The 16,784-nt window shown below is 51.5% G+C and carries 15 protein-coding genes and 1 pseudogene; 5 read left to right on the forward strand and 11 right to left on the reverse strand.

Annotated elements, in window-relative coordinates; translation table 11 throughout:
- Positions 1–10 precede the first annotated feature (10 nt).
- The 6 genes and pseudogenes from JW814_01475 to JW814_01500 all read right to left on the reverse strand — a co-directional run bounded on the left by JW814_01475 (position 11) and on the right by JW814_01500 (position 4,077).
- On the reverse strand, positions 11–526 hold the full coding sequence (locus JW814_01475; protein ID MBN2070099.1) for a ferritin: 516 nt from the start codon (positions 524–526) through the stop codon (positions 11–13).
- A gap of 5 nt (positions 527–531) precedes the next feature.
- Positions 532–909: a desulfoferrodoxin gene (locus JW814_01480; GenBank protein ID MBN2070100.1), complete on the reverse strand. Its 378-nt coding sequence runs from the start codon at positions 907–909 to the stop codon at positions 532–534.
- A gap of 38 nt (positions 910–947) precedes the next feature.
- The gene (locus tag JW814_01485; protein MBN2070101.1) at positions 948–1,520 is read right to left on the reverse strand and encodes a rubrerythrin family protein; all 573 of its coding nucleotides are present in this window, start codon (positions 1,518–1,520) and stop codon (positions 948–950) included.
- Positions 1,521–1,825: 305 nt separating this feature from the next.
- Positions 1,826–2,827 (reverse strand): annotated as a pseudogene (locus tag JW814_01490) (SO_0444 family Cu/Zn efflux transporter).
- Positions 2,824–3,669, reverse strand: a complete 846-nt coding sequence (locus JW814_01495) for a TIGR02757 family protein (GenBank protein MBN2070102.1) — start codon at positions 3,667–3,669, stop codon at positions 2,824–2,826. Before JW814_01495 ends, JW814_01490 begins: the two are co-directional and overlap by 4 nt.
- Positions 3,670–3,678: 9 nt before the next feature.
- On the reverse strand, positions 3,679–4,077 hold the full coding sequence (locus tag JW814_01500; protein MBN2070103.1) for a transcriptional repressor: 399 nt from the start codon (positions 4,075–4,077) through the stop codon (positions 3,679–3,681).
- A 169-nt stretch (positions 4,078–4,246) separates the two neighbouring features.
- Here JW814_01500 and JW814_01505 point away from each other — a divergent pair, with 169 nt between their 5' ends.
- The gene (locus JW814_01505) at positions 4,247–6,796 is read left to right on the forward strand and encodes a glycogen/starch/alpha-glucan phosphorylase (protein ID MBN2070104.1); all 2,550 of its coding nucleotides are present in this window, start codon (positions 4,247–4,249) and stop codon (positions 6,794–6,796) included.
- A gap of 90 nt (positions 6,797–6,886) precedes the next feature.
- On the opposite strand, the gene JW814_01510 is transcribed toward JW814_01505, so the two are convergent.
- From JW814_01510 to gdhA, 4 genes are all read right to left on the reverse strand, one after another.
- Positions 6,887–9,040 carry an RNA-binding transcriptional accessory protein gene (locus JW814_01510; GenBank protein ID MBN2070105.1) on the reverse strand — a complete coding sequence of 718 codons (2,154 nt, stop codon included), beginning with the start codon at positions 9,038–9,040 and terminating at the stop codon, positions 6,887–6,889.
- The gene (locus JW814_01515) at positions 9,037–10,230 is read right to left on the reverse strand and encodes a diaminopropionate ammonia-lyase (GenBank protein ID MBN2070106.1); all 1,194 of its coding nucleotides are present in this window, start codon (positions 10,228–10,230) and stop codon (positions 9,037–9,039) included. The genes JW814_01510 and JW814_01515 overlap by 4 nt, the downstream gene beginning before the upstream one ends.
- A gap of 27 nt (positions 10,231–10,257) precedes the next feature.
- A complete protein-coding gene (locus tag JW814_01520) occupies positions 10,258–11,301 on the reverse strand; it encodes a peptidylprolyl isomerase (GenBank protein MBN2070107.1) in 1,044 nt (347 codons plus the stop codon).
- A gap of 288 nt (positions 11,302–11,589) precedes the next feature.
- The gene (gene gdhA, locus JW814_01525; protein MBN2070108.1) at positions 11,590–12,927 is read right to left on the reverse strand and encodes an NADP-specific glutamate dehydrogenase; all 1,338 of its coding nucleotides are present in this window, start codon (positions 12,925–12,927) and stop codon (positions 11,590–11,592) included.
- A 322-nt stretch (positions 12,928–13,249) separates the two neighbouring features.
- Between gdhA and ald the strand changes: the two genes are divergently transcribed.
- Together ald and JW814_01535 are read left to right on the forward strand one after the other, a co-directional pair.
- Entirely contained in the window at positions 13,250–14,362 is a 1,113-nt protein-coding gene (gene ald / locus JW814_01530; protein ID MBN2070109.1) for an alanine dehydrogenase, read from the forward strand.
- A 103-nt stretch (positions 14,363–14,465) separates the two neighbouring features.
- Complete coding sequence (locus JW814_01535; GenBank protein MBN2070110.1) at positions 14,466–14,747, forward strand: Smr/MutS family protein; 282 nt, start codon at positions 14,466–14,468, stop codon at positions 14,745–14,747.
- 11 nt (positions 14,748–14,758) lie between these two features.
- Here the strand turns inward: JW814_01535 and JW814_01540 are convergent, their stop codons facing one another.
- Positions 14,759–15,253: a methylated-DNA--[protein]-cysteine S-methyltransferase gene (locus JW814_01540; protein MBN2070111.1), complete on the reverse strand. Its 495-nt coding sequence runs from the start codon at positions 15,251–15,253 to the stop codon at positions 14,759–14,761.
- Between the two features lie 187 nt (positions 15,254–15,440).
- Here JW814_01540 and JW814_01545 point away from each other — a divergent pair, with 187 nt between their 5' ends.
- Together JW814_01545 and JW814_01550 are read left to right on the forward strand one after the other, a co-directional pair.
- On the forward strand, positions 15,441–15,815 hold the full coding sequence (locus tag JW814_01545; GenBank protein ID MBN2070112.1) for a GntR family transcriptional regulator: 375 nt from the start codon (positions 15,441–15,443) through the stop codon (positions 15,813–15,815).
- A 1-nt stretch (position 15,816) separates the two neighbouring features.
- Entirely contained in the window at positions 15,817–16,764 is a 948-nt protein-coding gene (locus JW814_01550; GenBank protein ID MBN2070113.1) for a slipin family protein, read from the forward strand.
- The last annotated feature ends 20 nt before the right edge of the window (positions 16,765–16,784 follow it).

Below are 16,784 nucleotides of genomic sequence, written 5' to 3' on the forward strand. Positions count from 1 at the left end.
CATCGCCCGTTCAGGGTGCTACTACTGGAACCAGTGGCATTGTCCTTGTCCCAAGATCCCTGTCGATCATGAACAGGCCCTGCCCCGATTCGCCTGCCATTTCGAGCATCCTCACGTTTTTCTCCGCGTTTGCTTCTTCCTCGATCTGTTCGTCAATGAACCACTGGAGCATCGTCCTCGACGCGTAGTCGTCCTCCTCGGTGGCAAGCTTGTAAAGGTCATTGATCATTCCAGTAATAAGCCTCTCATGGTCGAGCGCCCCTTTAAAAGCTTCAAGGGGGGATTTCCAGCTCGAGGGAGGTTTCTCGATCGCCCCGAGTTCGGTCTTTCCTCCGCGTTCAACGATATGGTCAAAAAACTTCATTGCGTGTATCGTCTCTTCCATCGCCTGCGCCCGCATCCATACGCCCATTCCGTCCAGTCCCATATCGTGGAGATACCCGGCCATCGAAAGATAGAGGTAAGCGGAGTAATATTCCGCCTTGATCTGTTCATTCATTGCTTTACGGATCTTATCGTTTATCATCGGTCCTACTCCTTCTTCCAGAGCCCGTGCACATTACAGTATTCCCTTGCCGAGACCTCATCGGCGTCGGTCAGAAAGACAGCTTCAGGCGCGTCGCCCGGATTGAGAAAAGTCCTGTAGGCGTTGTCCCCATCTATAAGCTCTATCCATTCGATCCAGTGACTGTCTTCCATCGGGTGCGCTGTGCTGCCAACGACTACCTTGTAGCCGCCGTCGATCTTCTCGATCACGGGAACGTGTTTTTCCTTGGAGGCATCAGCGGTCTTTTCGTCGAATTTCTTCATCTCCGCGCCGCAGCAGACAAGCCGCCCGGCTCCGCCATGGAGTACCTCTACGATGTTTCCACACATATCACATTTATAGATCTCGAGTTTCTTTGCCATTTTCTACTCCTCCTGATCAGTTATAATGGTTCTTTTTGCTACCAGTTTTCACCGAGGATCTCGAAATGAGCCGTGGGATGCGCGCAGGCGGCGCATACCTTCGGTGCTTCCTTCCCCTCGTGAAGATAACCGCAATTGCGGCAGCGCCAGACGACAGCTTCGCCGCGCTTGAAGACACGCCCGGAATTGACATTATCGAGCAGGTCCCTGTAACGTTTTTCGTGTTGTTTTTCCGCGACCGCGATCGCCTCGAAAATAGCGGCGATCTCCGCGAAACCCTCATCCCTAGCCACTTTAGCGAAATCGGGATACATCGTTGTCCATTCGTGATTTTCTCCTCCAGCCGCCTCAGCGAGATTCTCCTCGGTCTTTCCGATCACTCCAGCAGGAAATCCCGCCGTTATTTCAACTTCGCCTCCTTCCAGTAATTTAAAAAGACGCTTCGCGTGTTCTTTTTCCTGGTTAGCAGTCTCTTCGAAGATCGACGAGATCTGGACGTATCCTTCCTTTTTTGCCTTGGAAGCAAAATAGCTGTAGCGATTTCTCGCCTGTGATTCACCCGCGAACGCCTTCAGGATGTTTTTTTCCGTTTCTGAACCCTTGATCGACACTTATAGACCTCCTTTTTTCAGAGTCACTTTTCTCTATCCTCATCCCCTCCGGAAAGAGGGTATATTTTCTGCTCCGTCACTGAATATCCTACTGATCGGACCGATTCAGCGATCCGGGTTTGATCGATATGGTCTCCTGTTATTACGGCCTCACCTCTTTTCAGATCGACCACGGCTTCCTTTACGCCGGGGATCTCCAGTAATGCTCTTTTTACGTTAAATACGCAATGTTCACATGTCATACCTTTTATACGAATGACCGCCTTTTCAGTCCCCACCGGCGCGGTCAACTCCGCCACCCGGCGCCCGGGAAGGAATGAAACAGCGATTATCACCGACAACGCGACCGCGCTGGCGACACCGATCCATCCAGGGAGCATAAAAGGCATGGCGCCGGGGCTGCCGATGAATGGAGACCTGTACACGAAGTCGAGAAGTAATCCCGCCCCTATGGCCGAGAGCGCGACTGTAGCGAGATATATCCCCGCCGATCTCCTGCCGAGTATCTTGCCGACAGTGAGGATAGTAGCGGCGTTTGTGGCCGGGCCGGTCATAAGAAAGACCAGAGCCGCGCCGGGTGAAACGCCTTTTGCCACGAGGGCTGCCGCGATCGGGACCGAAGCTGTCGCGCAGACATAGACCGGTATTCCAAGAGCGATCATCACCAGCATCGCTATTATCCCGCCTCCGAGGATGCCGGAAAGAAAATCGTCCGGTACCAAAGCTCCTATCACAGCTGCTATGAGGATTCCGATGACGAGGGCCTTGTTTATATCAGAGGGAAGCGTCCTGAAGGCGTACCTGAAGATCTGCGAGAATCTTCTCGGTCCGCTCTCGATCCCGCAAGTATCGGGACCGCAGACATGCTTCGTCGACACTTCGTTCTCCCCGTCCTTATCGAAAATATTTATCGCCGAACCGCCAATTATCCCGCTTATGAAGGCTATTACAGGTCGAAATATCGCGTAGACGGGGCCGAGCAGGCTGAGGGTCACGAATATACTGTCTATCCCCGTCTGGGGGGTGGAGATAAGAAACGAAGTCATCGCGCCTTTGCTCGCGCCATGTTTTCTGAGAGAGACTGACACCGGTATGACTCCGCATGAGCATAGCGGAAGCGGGACTCCGAAAAGGGAAGCTTTGACCACTTGGAGGAATCCGCCTCCCCCAAGGTGCCTTTCGACCGTCTCCGGTTTTATGTAGACCGACAGAAGGCCCGCGACGAAAAAACCGAATAAAAGGTACGGGGACATCTCTTTCAGAGTATCGAAGACCTCTATTATGAATTTCTGTAAAACTTCCATCAGTTCACTCCTACCCGCCTCGCGCCCGCCGACCGCGCTCCGCCGATCTTACCGTAATCATCTATGGTTATTCCGAACCTGCGAAGCAGGCCTTCCCTGTCGTCGTCGCGCCTGATCCCAAGCCTTGTAAGGGCAAAATCATATTTTACAGGGTCATCAGGGGCGAATTTTTTCATCTCTCCGGTTATCTCTCTGGCTGTCTTGAGATCAGCCTGCCTGCGGCTGGTCATTCCGAGCAGGATAGCGAACCTGTGCATATGTACATCAAGAGGCACTATCAGTTTCGAAGCAGAAATCATCTCCCATCCCCCGGGATCAACTCCGTCTGAACGGACCATCCATCTGAGGTAGAGATTCAACCTCTTGCAGGCGCTCCCGCGAGACGGCGATGGCAACAGCCTGTTGACCTTGCCTTTTCCGATGATCTCATCGACAAAGGCCGTCAGTGCTGGAACAACATCACTGTCCCGGTCGGAATATCCTGACGCAAAACATTTCTCGAGGGACCCGAATTTTCTCATGGCCGACGCCATCCCGTCAAGGAGATTAATCATCGCGTCCTGATCGGCCCAACGGTGCCTGAATATCCCTATATCTTTTTCTATCCGGGGCCTGTCAGCCTGCTCCAGGTATCGGGAAGGCGATTTTCCAGTAAGATCAAGTATCCTGGCCACGCTTCCCATTATCTGCCTGACATTCCCAAAAGCAAGGGATGACGATATCAGTCCCGCTATCTCCCGATCCCGAATATCATCATAGTCGAAGAGAAAATGAAGGGGGTCAGGTTCGACAAACTCCCTGCTGTCATATCTTTTATAAAGTTCTTCAAGGGCTGAGGCCATCATCTTCGATCACTATCCCTCCGCTGAATGATCTTCCGCCGGTCCCTGGCAATCGGGACAGAGACCTGCCAGTTCGACCTTTATCCCGATCAACCTGAACCCTGTCTCCATGACCTTTTCTTCGACTAACCCTGCCTGACAGGCATTATCAGCGATATCAGCCACGCGGCCGCATTTAACGCAGAAGATGTGACTGTGAGCATTGAGATCACCGTCATACCTCATCGGAGAGCCGGCCTTTTCTATCCTCCGTATCTCTCCCCTTCTCGACAATAGATCGAGGTTCCTGTAAACAGTCCCGAGACTTAAGCCGGGAATCCTTTTTTTTGCCGCCTCATAGAGCTGGTCCGCCGTGGGGTGCAAATTCATTCCCCTGAGTTCCTCAAGTATCACTTTTCGCTGCCTTGTCATCCTGATATCAGTAGTCACAATAATTCCTTTACTATTAGTAACTGTTACTATTATTATCTAATTTGACCTGTTTGTCAAATTAAAACATTGTTTTTTTTAATAATTCCTGCCTATCCTGATTCCGTGTTTGTCGCATATAATGATTCGCTAACCGATTTGGGGGCGTTCGATGGATAAGCGTGCTCTTTTTGAAAAATACGGGATATTCCATAAGGGAATGGACGCGAATGATATCAAGGAATGTTTCGCAAATCACCTGGAATATTCGCTGTCAAAAGACCAGTATACAGCTACGGTCAGAGATCTCTATTATTCTCTCGCCCTTACCGTCCGGGACAGGATTATCGAACAGTGGATCACCACGCAGCAGCTGTACCACAGACGTGACGCGAGGCGGGTATATTACCTCTCCGCTGAATTTCTCATGGGAAGAGCCCTTGTCAACAACCTGATAAACCTCGACCTTTACGATGAAGCAAGGAAAGCGATGGCCGGACTCGGCCTCAACTTCGATGATCTCGTCGAACAGGAACCTGACGCCGGTCTTGGAAATGGCGGACTTGGAAGGCTGGCCGCCTGTTTTCTCGATTCCATGGCCGCTCTTGAGATCCCCGCGTACGGTTATGGGATAAGGTACGAATTCGGAATATTCGAACAGGTCATAAGAGACCTCGGCCAGGTCGAACTGCCCGATTCCTGGCTCAAGTTCGGCAACCCATGGGAAATAGAAAGACCTGAGTACAATTTCACCGTCAAGTTCTACGGCAAGATAAAAAACTCTGAGTGGCCTAATGGACGCCCGAAAAAGGAATGGGTCGAGACAAGCAACGTGATCGGCATCGCCCATGACACTCCAGTATGTGGATATGATAATCATACGGTAAATACGCTGCGGCTCTGGTCTTCGAAAGCGTCCAACGAGTTCGATCTTGATTATTTCCAGCATGGGGATTATCTCAAGGCTGTCGAGGAGAAAAACCTCTCGGAAAATATCTCCAAGGTCCTCTATCCGAATGACAGCGCCATAGCGGGACGTGAACTCAGGCTCAAACAGCAGTATTTCTTCGTGTCATGTTCGATTCAGGATATTATACGCCGCTATCTCACCAATCATCTCAACTTCGACGATTTCCCCAAAAAGGTCGCGATACAGATGAACGACACTCACCCCTCCCTTTCGATTCTCGAGCTTATGAGGATCCTGGTAGACGAACAGCACCTCGAATGGGACCAGGCATGGGAAATAACTACAAAGACCTGCGCTTACACGAATCATACGATCCTTTCGGAAGCACTGGAACAGTGGCGCGTCGAGATGTTCGGCAATCTTCTGCCGAGGCATCTTGAGATCATCTATGAGATAAACAGCCGTTTCATGAGAGACGTATCGATCCGTTATCTCGGAGATGACGACAGGATGCGTAAGCTGTCGATCATCAACGAAGAGGGCAGCAAAAGGATCAGGATGGCCCACCTGGCGATAGTCGGCTCACATTCGGTAAACGGCGTCGCCGCCCTTCACACGGAACTCCTGAAAGAAGGGATCTTCAAGGAATTCGACGAACTCTTCCCCGGCAGGATAAATAACAAGACGAACGGTATCACTCCGAGAAGGTGGCTGCTTTCGGCCAATCCCGGTCTTGCCGGCCTGATAACAAAACATATCGGAAAGGGATGGATAAAGGATCTTTCGGAAATACGCAAGATCGAACCACTTGCCAGGGACGATCAGTTCCAGAAAGAGTACGACCAGGTTAAAAAGGCGAACAAGGAAGAACTTGTGGGAATCACCGACGACCTGACCGGTTATTCGATAGACGCCGATTCGATATTCGACGTCCAGATCAAAAGGATACATGAATACAAGAGACAGATGCTCAATATTCTTCACGTCATATATTGCTGGCTCAGGTTGAAGAACGAACCGGGGTTCGATATGCATCCGCGGACTTTCCTCTTCGCCGGCAAAACAGCTCCAGCCTATTATATCTCGAAGATGGTCATAAAGCTTATCTGCCACGCCGCCGAAATGATAAACCGCGATCCGAAGACCTCCGATCTCATCAAGATCGCGTTTCTTCCCAATTACCGGGTCTCTCTGGCCGAAAGAATAATCCCGGCCGCCGATCTCTCCGAACAGATATCGACGGCGGGTTATGAAGCATCGGGCACTGGAAATATGAAACTGTCGCTGAACGGAGCGTTGACTATAGGCACTCTTGACGGAGCCAATATAGAGATACTCGAAGAGGTAGGCAGGGAGAATATATTTATCTTCGGTCACACGGCGGACGAGATCAGGACTATCTCGCAATCATACGACGCGGGGAAATACTACGCCGCGGATCCGGTGCTCAAGGAAACGATCGACCTGATAACCGGTGGATTTTTCTCCGCCGGGGAGAGGGAGATGTTCAAACCTCTTATCGACAACCTTCTTCATTCCGATCATTTCCTTACTCTCGCCGATTTCGAAGCGTACCGGGATTGTCAGCTGAAAGTCGGGGAGGTCTATCGCGATCGGGCCGGATGGATCGAGAAAGCTGTACTGAATGTCGCGAGAATGGGAAAATTCTCATCCGACCGGACGATACTTGAATATAACAGGGATATATGGAAGGCCGATACATACAATATCCCTTACGAAAAACCTGAATATGAAGAAGATTGCGACTGCGATAAAAAGAGGGGACGGGAGAAAACGGCGACGAGGAAGTAACCTGACCAGTCCGGCCGGAGCGCGTTATTTCTTTTCAGTGACAGGATCGCGGTTCAGACCGGCCCGTATCTCCATAAGCGCGAGATCCCTTTACCTGCCTGCCAGTGATCTTTTCATCGAGAGGGATATCCTCTTTCTCTCGAGATCGACTTCAAGCACCGTCACTTCTACTTTCTTTCCCGCCTGGACGACTTCGAGCGGGTCTTTTACGAACCTGTCCGAAAGCTGGCTGATGTGGACAAGTCCGTCCTGATGCACACCTATATCGACAAAGGCTCCAAACGCCGTCACGTTGGTGACGATCCCGGGAAGTATCATTCCTTTTTCGACATCCTCGATCTTTTCCACTTCACTGGAAAAATTGAACCCCTCGAACTTCTCCCTGGGATCTCTGCCAGGTCTGGCAAGCTCGGCGATGATATCTTTCAGCGTCGGGATCCCCGCCTGATCAGTGACATAATCTTCAAGGACTATCCCCGCTCTTTTTTCACCGTCCGCCATAAGATCTTCAACAGTGCAGCCAACACCCCTGGCCATCGAATAGACTATATCGTAACTTTCAGGATGAACTGCGCTTGAATCGAGCAGATTAATTCCCCCGTTGATCCTGAGGAATCCTCCCGCCTGGAGAAAAGCGCTGGAACCGAATCTGGGCACTGCCATCAGATCATCCCTCGATCTGAACGGACCATTCAAGTCCCTGTACTTTACTATATTATCGGCCAGAACCGGGCCAAGCCCCGATACATAGGAGAGCAGCTGACGGCTCGCCGTATTTACATCTACTCCCACGTTGTTCACACAGCTTATGACGACGTCATCGAGCCCTTTCTTCAGGTCTGCCTGGTTTACGTCATGCTGGTACTGCCCGACTCCGATTGATTTCGGATCTATTTTTACCAGCTCAGCCAGTGGATCCATCAGTCTCCTGCCGATCGATACCGCTCCCCTCACGGTGAGATCATGATCTGGAAACTCCTCGCGCGCCGCGCTCGAAGCGGAATAGATCGAAGCTCCCGATTCATTGACCGCGACTATGACAGTCTTTTCTCCAAGTCCAAGCCCGCGGAAAAACGACTCCGTCTCCCGGCTCGCTGTTCCGTTACCAATGGCGACAGCTTCCACCTTGAATTTTTCACAAAGATCGATCGTCCTGGTCTTCGCTTCTTCCCTTTTTCCTTCTCCCGTATGTGGATAGATCGTATCGTAATGAAGAAGTTCTCCCTGCTTTCCGAGGCAGGCGAGCTTGCACCCCGTCCTGAACCCTGGATCTACACCGAGGACTCTCTTTCTTCCAAGCGGAGGGGCGAGAAGAAGTTCCCTGAGATTTTCAGAAAAGACCCTGATCGCTTCCCTGTCGGCCCGTTCCTTAAGTTCTTTCCTGATCCCGGTCGCTATCGAGACGGAGAGAAGCCTTTTCAAACCATCCTCAACAGCGATGGCGACCTGCCTTGAGGCGGGCGATCCGGAAGTGACGAAATGCCGGATCAGAAAATCGAGCGCTTCAGTCCCGGGAGGAGCAATCGAGACTTTCAGATGCTTTTCCTTTTCCCCCCGAAATATCGCCAGAACCCTGTGAGAAGGCACGTTCTTAACAGGTTCGCTCCAGTCGAAATAATCCCTGTATTTTTCCTTTTCCACACCTTCCGACTTCGCCTGCGATGAGCTTATCACCCCTCTTGAAAAATATATGTTGCGCAATCCGGCTCGCGCGTCGGCATCTTCACTGATCATTTCAGCGATTATATCCCTCGCCCCTTCGAGCGCTTCAGCGGCAGAACCGATCCCCTTTTCAGAATCTACGAAGGTCTCCGCTTCTTTCTCCGGATCTACCGGATCAGAGGCATCCTGTCTGAAAAGAAGCATGGCTAAAGGTTCGAGCCCCTTTTCTTTCGCGACAGTCGCCCGGGTCCGCCTCTTAGGCCTGAAGGGAAGGTAAATGTCCTCAAGGATCGTCATGCTCGATGCGGATTTGATCTTTTCATGGATCTCCTCGCCAAGCAGCCCCCTCTCTTCGAGAGATCTGACTATCGAAGCCTTTCGGTCATCGAGCGCTTTGAATTCCGCTTCCAGGTCACGAATCGCGGCGATCGCCACTTCATCGAGGGAACCGGTAGCTTCCTTTCTGTATCTTGCTATAAAAGGCACAGTGCCACCTTCGTCGAGCAATCTGCTCGCGGCCGACACCTGGCCGGTATCGATCTCGAGTTCCGAAGCTATTTTTTTCAGGTAAAGTTCGTTCATCTATTTTTCCCGCCTGTCGCTGTCCGGTATATGTCCGGATCGGTTATTCCCTCGGTCGATATCAAAAGGATGTTGCTCTTCGGTCCGATTCCCGTCATCTTCCCGATCCCGCCTTCGCTGCTTCCCTCTGAAAGATAAATGAGCCCCGCAAGGCCCGCGGCCCCCGATTCTCCCGAGACGATACCGTCGGAAGCAAGGATCCTCATCGCTTCGAAAGTCCATCTGTCTTCGATCGCCACGAAATACCCGATTCCCCGTCTTATCACGGGTAAGGCGCTTCTCGATACTTTTCCGCAGTTAAGTCCAGCCATAATCGTATCACCGCGCTCCCTGACCTTGACGACCCTGTTTTCTTTTACCGCCGCAAGAGCGCAAGCGGCGCTGGCCGGTTCGACTCCCAGAAGAACCGGCGTGGAAGTCTCGGACCGGTTGCTTAAATATCTCACAGCCGCTTCAGCGAGTGAACCGACCCCTATCTGCACGGCGGCAAGATCGATCGCCGGGTGTCCCGGCATGATATCGCCCTGCCGCGGCGATTCCTCCCCGGGCGGCAACAAATCAAGCTGGCATTGTATTTCGCTGAAGATCGTCGAATATCCCTCGACTATCGCTCGGGGTATATCCTCGTACCCTTCCCATGCCATATCCTGAATCAACCATTCCCTCTTCCCGGCGATCGCCGCTGCCTCTGAAACGGCATGATCATAATCTCCCTCAACTACGGTAACATCGGCTCCTTCCGATCGAATCGCTTCGATCCTGTGTCTTGATGAACCTTGCGGCATGAAGATACGCGCCTCGATTCCAAGCCACGAAGCGACTCTCGCGACGGCTCTCCCGTGGTTTCCATCGGTCGCCGTGATCAACCTGCCTGGAAGATGGCCTCTGGCAATGATCCTCAATCTGTCCAGATCGCTCCAGGCGGTATCGAGCCCGGTGATCTTTTGTTTCAGGATGCGATATACAGCCCAGGAGGCTCCGAGGATCTTGAACGAAGGAAGAGAAAGCCTGTTTGATTCATCCTTGACGAAGACCCGTGCCACTCCAAGTCTTTCCGCGGCGCGTGGAGATTCCACCAGTGGAGTGGGGATGTATCCAGGCATCTTCCTGTGAAAGGAGAGGGAGACGGATCGGCATGACCCACCTCCGGCAGATATCGAAGCTGCCTCATTGATATAGAATTCTTCCATTCCTGTCTTTAAAGATCCCCTGGCCGATCAAGGGGTCATCAGCGTCGAATCGGAATATTCTATCGCGGCAAGATCAAGAAGCGCTTCCAGGTATTTTTCAACTTCCATCTGTTTCTTCATACTATAGAGGTACTCTACCACTTCGTTACCTACATCTTCAAAAGGAGTCGTCCCGGCAGGATCCTTTTCCATCAGCTTTATGATGTGATATCCGAATCTCGTTTCGATGACATCGCTGATCTTCCCTTTTTCAAGAGCGAAGGCAGTGTCTTCAAACGGCTGGACCATCTGACCCCTGCTGAAGTATCCCAGATCCCCGCCATTCTTGCTGCTGGGACAGTCAGAATTCTCAGAAGCGACATCGGCAAAATCCTGTCCGCCTTTGACTCTGACGAGAAGATCGTCTATTTTCTTCTTCTTTTCAGCTTTTATCTCTTCCGTATCAGTTCCTTCGACCTTGACCAGAATATGGCTTGCCTTGACTCTCTCGGGCGTCTTGAACTGGTCTATATTGGAATCGTAAAAAGATCTTGCTTCTTTCAGGGTAGTCTTTTCGACATTCGCCGTCATCTTATCGATCAGTTTCTCGATTTTTATCGTATATTCTATCTCTTTCTCGAACAGCTCGGTCGTCAGACCGCTTATTTTCATCTGGTTCTGGAAGGCTTCCTCTGAAGGGAAATTGCCCTTGACCGATTCGATCTTCGCCGTTTTTTCGGCTTCCGTGAATCCTATCGCTTCCTTATCAGCAGCCTCCCTGAGAAGGACCCTCTTTACTATGTTATCAAAGGCCTGTTTTTTCATCCCGGCAGCAAGCATCTGCATCTGCGAGGGATCTACTCTGCCTGCCATCTGCTGCATAAGCATATTCTGTTCTGTCGCGACTTCGCTCTCGTTGATCTCCCTGCCATTGACGACAGCGACGACCTCACCGGTATTTAACGACGCGCTGCCCTCGGCAGCCTGATTCTCAAGGACCTGGGACTCGTCGCTCTTCCCTTTATTACCACAACCGCCGAAAAGCATCACAGTGATCAGGGCAGCAGACAATATTGTCGTAAACCTCTTCATTATTTCATCCTTTCAAAAAATTTCCCGGAGTGGACCGTTTTAACCTGATGATACACTGGCAAGGGATTCTGGAGGATCGGCCCGCAGTATATTTGTCCCGTAAATGTAACACTCCCCACGTCAATTGTCCAGTAAACAGAGACCTGTCATCTCCGGTCGGCATAAAAGACCGGCACGCCGGCTACATGAAAAAGCCGGGCGCTTTTTGGCGCCCGGCTTTTCTCTGATCCGGATCAGAGGAGGTCCGGCCTGGCCTTTCCCTCCTGCTGGCCCTGATTCGACTATCAGCTATACAAGGCCCTGATCGATCATCGAATCGGCAACCTTGATGAATCCGGCGATATTGGCTCCGTCGACATAGTTGACGAAATTGCCCTTCTTACCGTATTCGACGCACTGCTCGTGGATCGCCTTCATGATGCCGAGAAGTTTGGCGTCGACCTCTTCGCGAGTCCAGTTGTAGCGCAGGCTGTTCTGCGACATCTCGAGACCGCTTACCGATACTCCACCGGCGTTGGCAGCCTTGCCGAGACCATAGAGGATCTTCGCTCCGAGATAGACTTCGATCGCTTCCGGAGTGCTCGGCATGTTCGCGCCTTCCGATACGCAGATACATCCGTTATCGATAAGAGCTTTCGCGTCCTTACCATTGACCTCGTTCTGTGTCGCGCTTGGAAGAGCGACATCGCACTTGATGTTCCATGGACGCTTGCCTTCAAGATATTTGGCGCCGAATTTGTCGGCGTATTCCTTGATGCGGCCGCGTTTGACATTTTTCAGTTCCATGACGAAAGCGAGTTTCTCCCTGTCGATTCCTTTGGCATCGTAAACAGTTCCGCCTGAATCTGAGAATGACACGACTTTCGCGCCGAGATCGAGAGCTTTTTCAGCAGCGTACTGAGCCACGTTCCCGGAACCTGACACTGTGCAGATCTTTCCTTCCATCGAGTCGCCCCTGGTCTTGAGCATCTCTTCGGCGAAATAGACCTGCCCATATCCCGTGGCTTCCGGACGAATGAGGCTTCCGCCCCAGTTCCGGCCTTTGCCGGTAAGTACGCCGGTGAACTCGTTTCTGAGTCTCTTGTACTGTCCGAAGAGGAAACCGATCTCCCTGCCGCCGACACCGATATCACCGGCCGGGACGTCTGTGTTTGCGCCGATATGACGGAAAAGTTCACTCATAAACGACTGGCAGAAACGCATGACTTCGCCATCTGATTTTCCCTTGGGATCAAAATCTGATCCGCCTTTTCCGCCACCCATCGGGAGGGTCGTGATCGCGTTCTTGAAGACCTGTTCAAAGGCAAGGAACTTGAGGATGCCGAGGTTCACTGACGGATGGAAACGAAGTCCACCTTTATAGGGACCTATGGCGCTGTTCATCTGAATACGGAATCCGCGGTTTACCTGGATATCACCTTTGTCATCTACCCAGGGAACACGGAACATGAAAACCCTCTCAGGTTCAACGATCCTCTCCAGAATCCTTGCTTCAGCATATTTCGGATTTTTTTTGATGAAAGGCATCAGTGAAGTAGCGACTTCATGAACCGCCTGAAGGAATTCGGGCTGGTTCGGATCACGCGCTTCGACATAAGACATGAATGCAGCTACATCTTTAGCCATCTTTGCCCCCTTTATGGGATTATGGAGTTTTGCAAGTACCCTGAAGTCAGGAACCTGTAACACATTAACTACCCGGGGCCAGAGGCTCCGGGACATTTGAATATAGACTAACCATCGATTTTGTCAAGACTAAATTTCCCCCTTAACGGAGGCACCGCTATAGGTGTTTATCTCGCTTGTTATCAACGAGTTACTGAAAGATCGAATCGTCTCTTCAATTAGTCAAAATAAGTATTGAAAAATACGATATTACAGATATATTACTGTATATCAATTCTGTCGATCGATCGATAAAACATGATAACCAGTCAGAGGTGGCAAAATGATTATTGGCGTTCCAAAGGAAATAAAAAAAGACGAGTACCGCGTTGCCCTGCGCCCGGTAGGGGCTGAATCCCTTAAAAAAATGGGACACAAGGTGCTTATAGAAAAAGGGGCCGGAATCGGCAGTGGTTTTTCTGATGCCGAGTACCGCGCTGCCGGAGCGCAGATCATTCCCACAGCCAAAGCTGTCTTCGCCAAGGCTGAAATGATAATCAAGGTCAAGGAACCGCAGCCGGTAGAGATAAAGATGATCCGCAAGGGCCAGATCATTTTCACCTATTTCCATTTCGCCGCCGATCGCAGCCTCACCGAGGGGATGGCTCGCACCGGAGCGATATCGATTGCTTACGAGACGATGGAAGATTATGACGGTACTCTTCCGCTCCTCACCCCGATGAGCGAAGTCGCCGGAAGAATGGCTACCCAGGAAGGGGCCAAGTACCTTGAGCGCCCGATGGGTGGAATGGGCGTCCTCCTCGGCGGCGTCCCCGGCACATCCCCTGCCCATGTCACAGTCATCGGCGGAGGCGTAGTGGGAACGCACGCTGCGAAGATGGCAGCAGGCCTCGGCGCCAGCGTCACGATCCTCGAACTCGATCTCGAGAGGATCCGTTACCTCAATGATATTCTTCCTCCTAATATCACATGCCTTATCTCGGATCCGGAAAATATACGTAACGAAGTGATGAAAGCCGACCTCTTGATAGGCGCAGTGCTGATCAAGGGCGCGAAAGCACCGAAACTCGTTACGAAAAAGATGATAAAGACCATGAAACCAGGTTCGGTTGTAGTCGACGTGGCGGTCGACCAGGGCGGATGCATAGAGACGATCAAACCCACGACTCATACAAACCCGACTTACCTCGTCGATGGCGTCGTTCATTACGCGGTCGCCAACATGCCGGGCGCGGTCGCCAGGACATCGACGATCGCCCTTACCAACGCGACCTTCCCCTACGCGGTTGAAATCGCCAACAAGGGATACGAAAGGGCCGCGGTAGAGAACGAGACGATCTGGACGGGAATCAACATCATCGAGGGCAAGATCACTGATCCAGCCGTCGCGCAGGCTTTCAGAATGAAATATACTCCTCTTGAGGATATCATCTGAGCCTTTTTGACACAACAGATAGCATTTCAGTATCCTGGGCAGCAGGATCGGCAAGAGGGGACTCATCGAGAGTTCCCTCTTTCTCTTAAACCGGGAAACGGAGATGTCTGAAAAGGAAGAATATTTCGAATATCCGATCGACGGCACGCTCGACCTTCATACCTTCGCCGCTTCAGAGGTAAAAGGCCTTATTGATGAATATCTTCTCCAATGCCGCAAAACTGGCATCAACGAAGTCCGGATAATACACGGAAAGGGGACGGGGGCGCTAAGAGAGACTGTTCATGCTCTTCTTCGCCGCCTTGAATATGTCAGTTCGTTCCGGCTCGCAGGTGAGGAAAGGAGAGGCTGGGGAGCAACGATCGTCACGCTTAAAGATATCTGACGGGCCGTGATTCAAAGTGGAATGAACCCCGATGCTTTTTCAAGAGCGAGAAGTTGCTCCTTGATCGGAAGACCACCACCGAATCCTGTCAGCCGTCCGCTCTTTCCTATGACGCGATGACACGGGACGATCACGGCGACCGGATTTGCCCTGTTTGCCCCTCCCACCGCCCTGCAGGCTTTCGGGTTTCCCATCCTCCTTGCCTGCTCGCCATATGAGATCGTCTTCCCATATGGTATTCTCAAAAGCTCACTCCATGCCGACCGTTGAAACCCGGTCCCACGAAGGAGCAGGGGGATATCGAATCTCTTCAACTCACCGCCGAAATATGCCTCGAGCTGCGAGACAATATCCCTGAACGGTTCCCTGGCCTTTTTCCAGCCATCTCCGGGGTCGAACCTTCCCCTCTCCGCCGCGAAGGAGAGATCGCTCAGGCAGCCTTCCGTAATACCGAGAAAAAGAAGCCCGACAGGACTGTCGACGAATCTGTAAATTCTTTTTTCCATATTCCGCATAATATTTTATTCCTCTCTCAATAAAAGCTGACAGATAATTTTACCACAGATCGCGGGAAAATAAAAAAATCAAAAATCCTCCCCGCCAGGTTGACAAGAATGAAATACACAGCTATACTATTATTGTACTAGTTGTATAATACACCAAACCTATAGAGCAAAGAGGAGGTGAAACAATATGATTGAATTCCGGCTCGATCCAAAAAGCGGGGTCCCTTTCTACAGGCAGATAATAGACCAGATCAAATACGGGATAGCGACCGGGTCGCTCAGCACCGGTGAACAGCTTCCAACTGTCAGGTCGCTTGCAGTCGAGCTTAAGGTCAACCTCAACACCGTGACCAAGGCTTACAAGGAGCTTGAGATCCAGAATATCCTCGAGTCGCACCAGGGAACCGGCACTTTCATCGGAAATATCATCGTGAATATACCTGACAAGGAACGCCACGGTAAGCTGAAGAGCATCTGCAGGGAATTCCTTGGCATCGCCGTCAGTTATGGGTTCACCGCAGACGACGTGATAAAAGAGTTAAGTAGAACCAGGGAGGTGTAAAATGAATATCACAAGCAGTACGACCGAATCGAAACCGGTCAATTTCGTATCAGGGCTCGTATTCGTGTTGCTGATGGCCGCTAACGGCATCATCCATTATTTTGAACTTATCAGCATAGGCTGGTTTATCATTGGAACGATCATATCACTGGTGATCGCTTCGAGCATCAGGATCGCCAACCAATGGGAAAAGGGAGTCGTCCTGAGGATGGGCAGATTCATCGGCCTCAGGGGCCCCGGCCTGTTTTTCGTCATCCCTGTCATAGACAAGGTCTACAGCTACGTCGACCAGAGAGTCAGAGTGACCGATTTCATGGCTGAAGCGACCCTGACGAGGGACACAGTGCCCGTCAATGTCGACGCGGTAGTATACTGGACGGTCTGGGACGCGGAAAAAGCCTCTCTTGAAGTACAGAAATACGCTCAGGCGGTATCCTTCATCGCCGCTACCGGTCTCCGGGACATCATCGGCAAGCATGACCTTGCCGGTCTCCTGCAGCATCGCGAAGAGATCGCCGAGGACCTGCAGAAGCTTCTCGACGATCACACGAACCCCTGGGGGATCACCTGCCAGACTGTCGGCATCAAGGATATCATCATACCATCGGCTCTCGCCGACGCGATGAGCAAGCAGGCGCAGGCGGAACGTGAACGGCAGGCGAGAATAGTCCTCGGGACTGCCGAGACGGAGATATCTGAAAAATTCGCCCAGGCAAGCAGCAACTATCTCGATAACCCCGTCGCCCTTCAGCTCAGGGGGATGAATATGCTTTTCGAGGGACTGAAGGAAAAAGGTTCCCTCGTCATAGTACCTTCATCGGCGCTCGATTCGATGAATCTCGGAGCGATAGGCGGGTTGGCATCGCTGGCGAAACAGTACGGCGAGGCAAAGCAGAAGAAGAGCCTCCTTGACGGCGGGGATGAATCGACAGAGCAGGCTGAAGAGTAAAACGGTTTCGATTTTTCGCC

This window comes from Candidatus Krumholzibacteriota bacterium, from assembly GCA_016932415.1.
Classification (GTDB): Bacteria; Krumholzibacteriota; Krumholzibacteriia; order Krumholzibacteriales; family Krumholzibacteriaceae; genus Krumholzibacterium.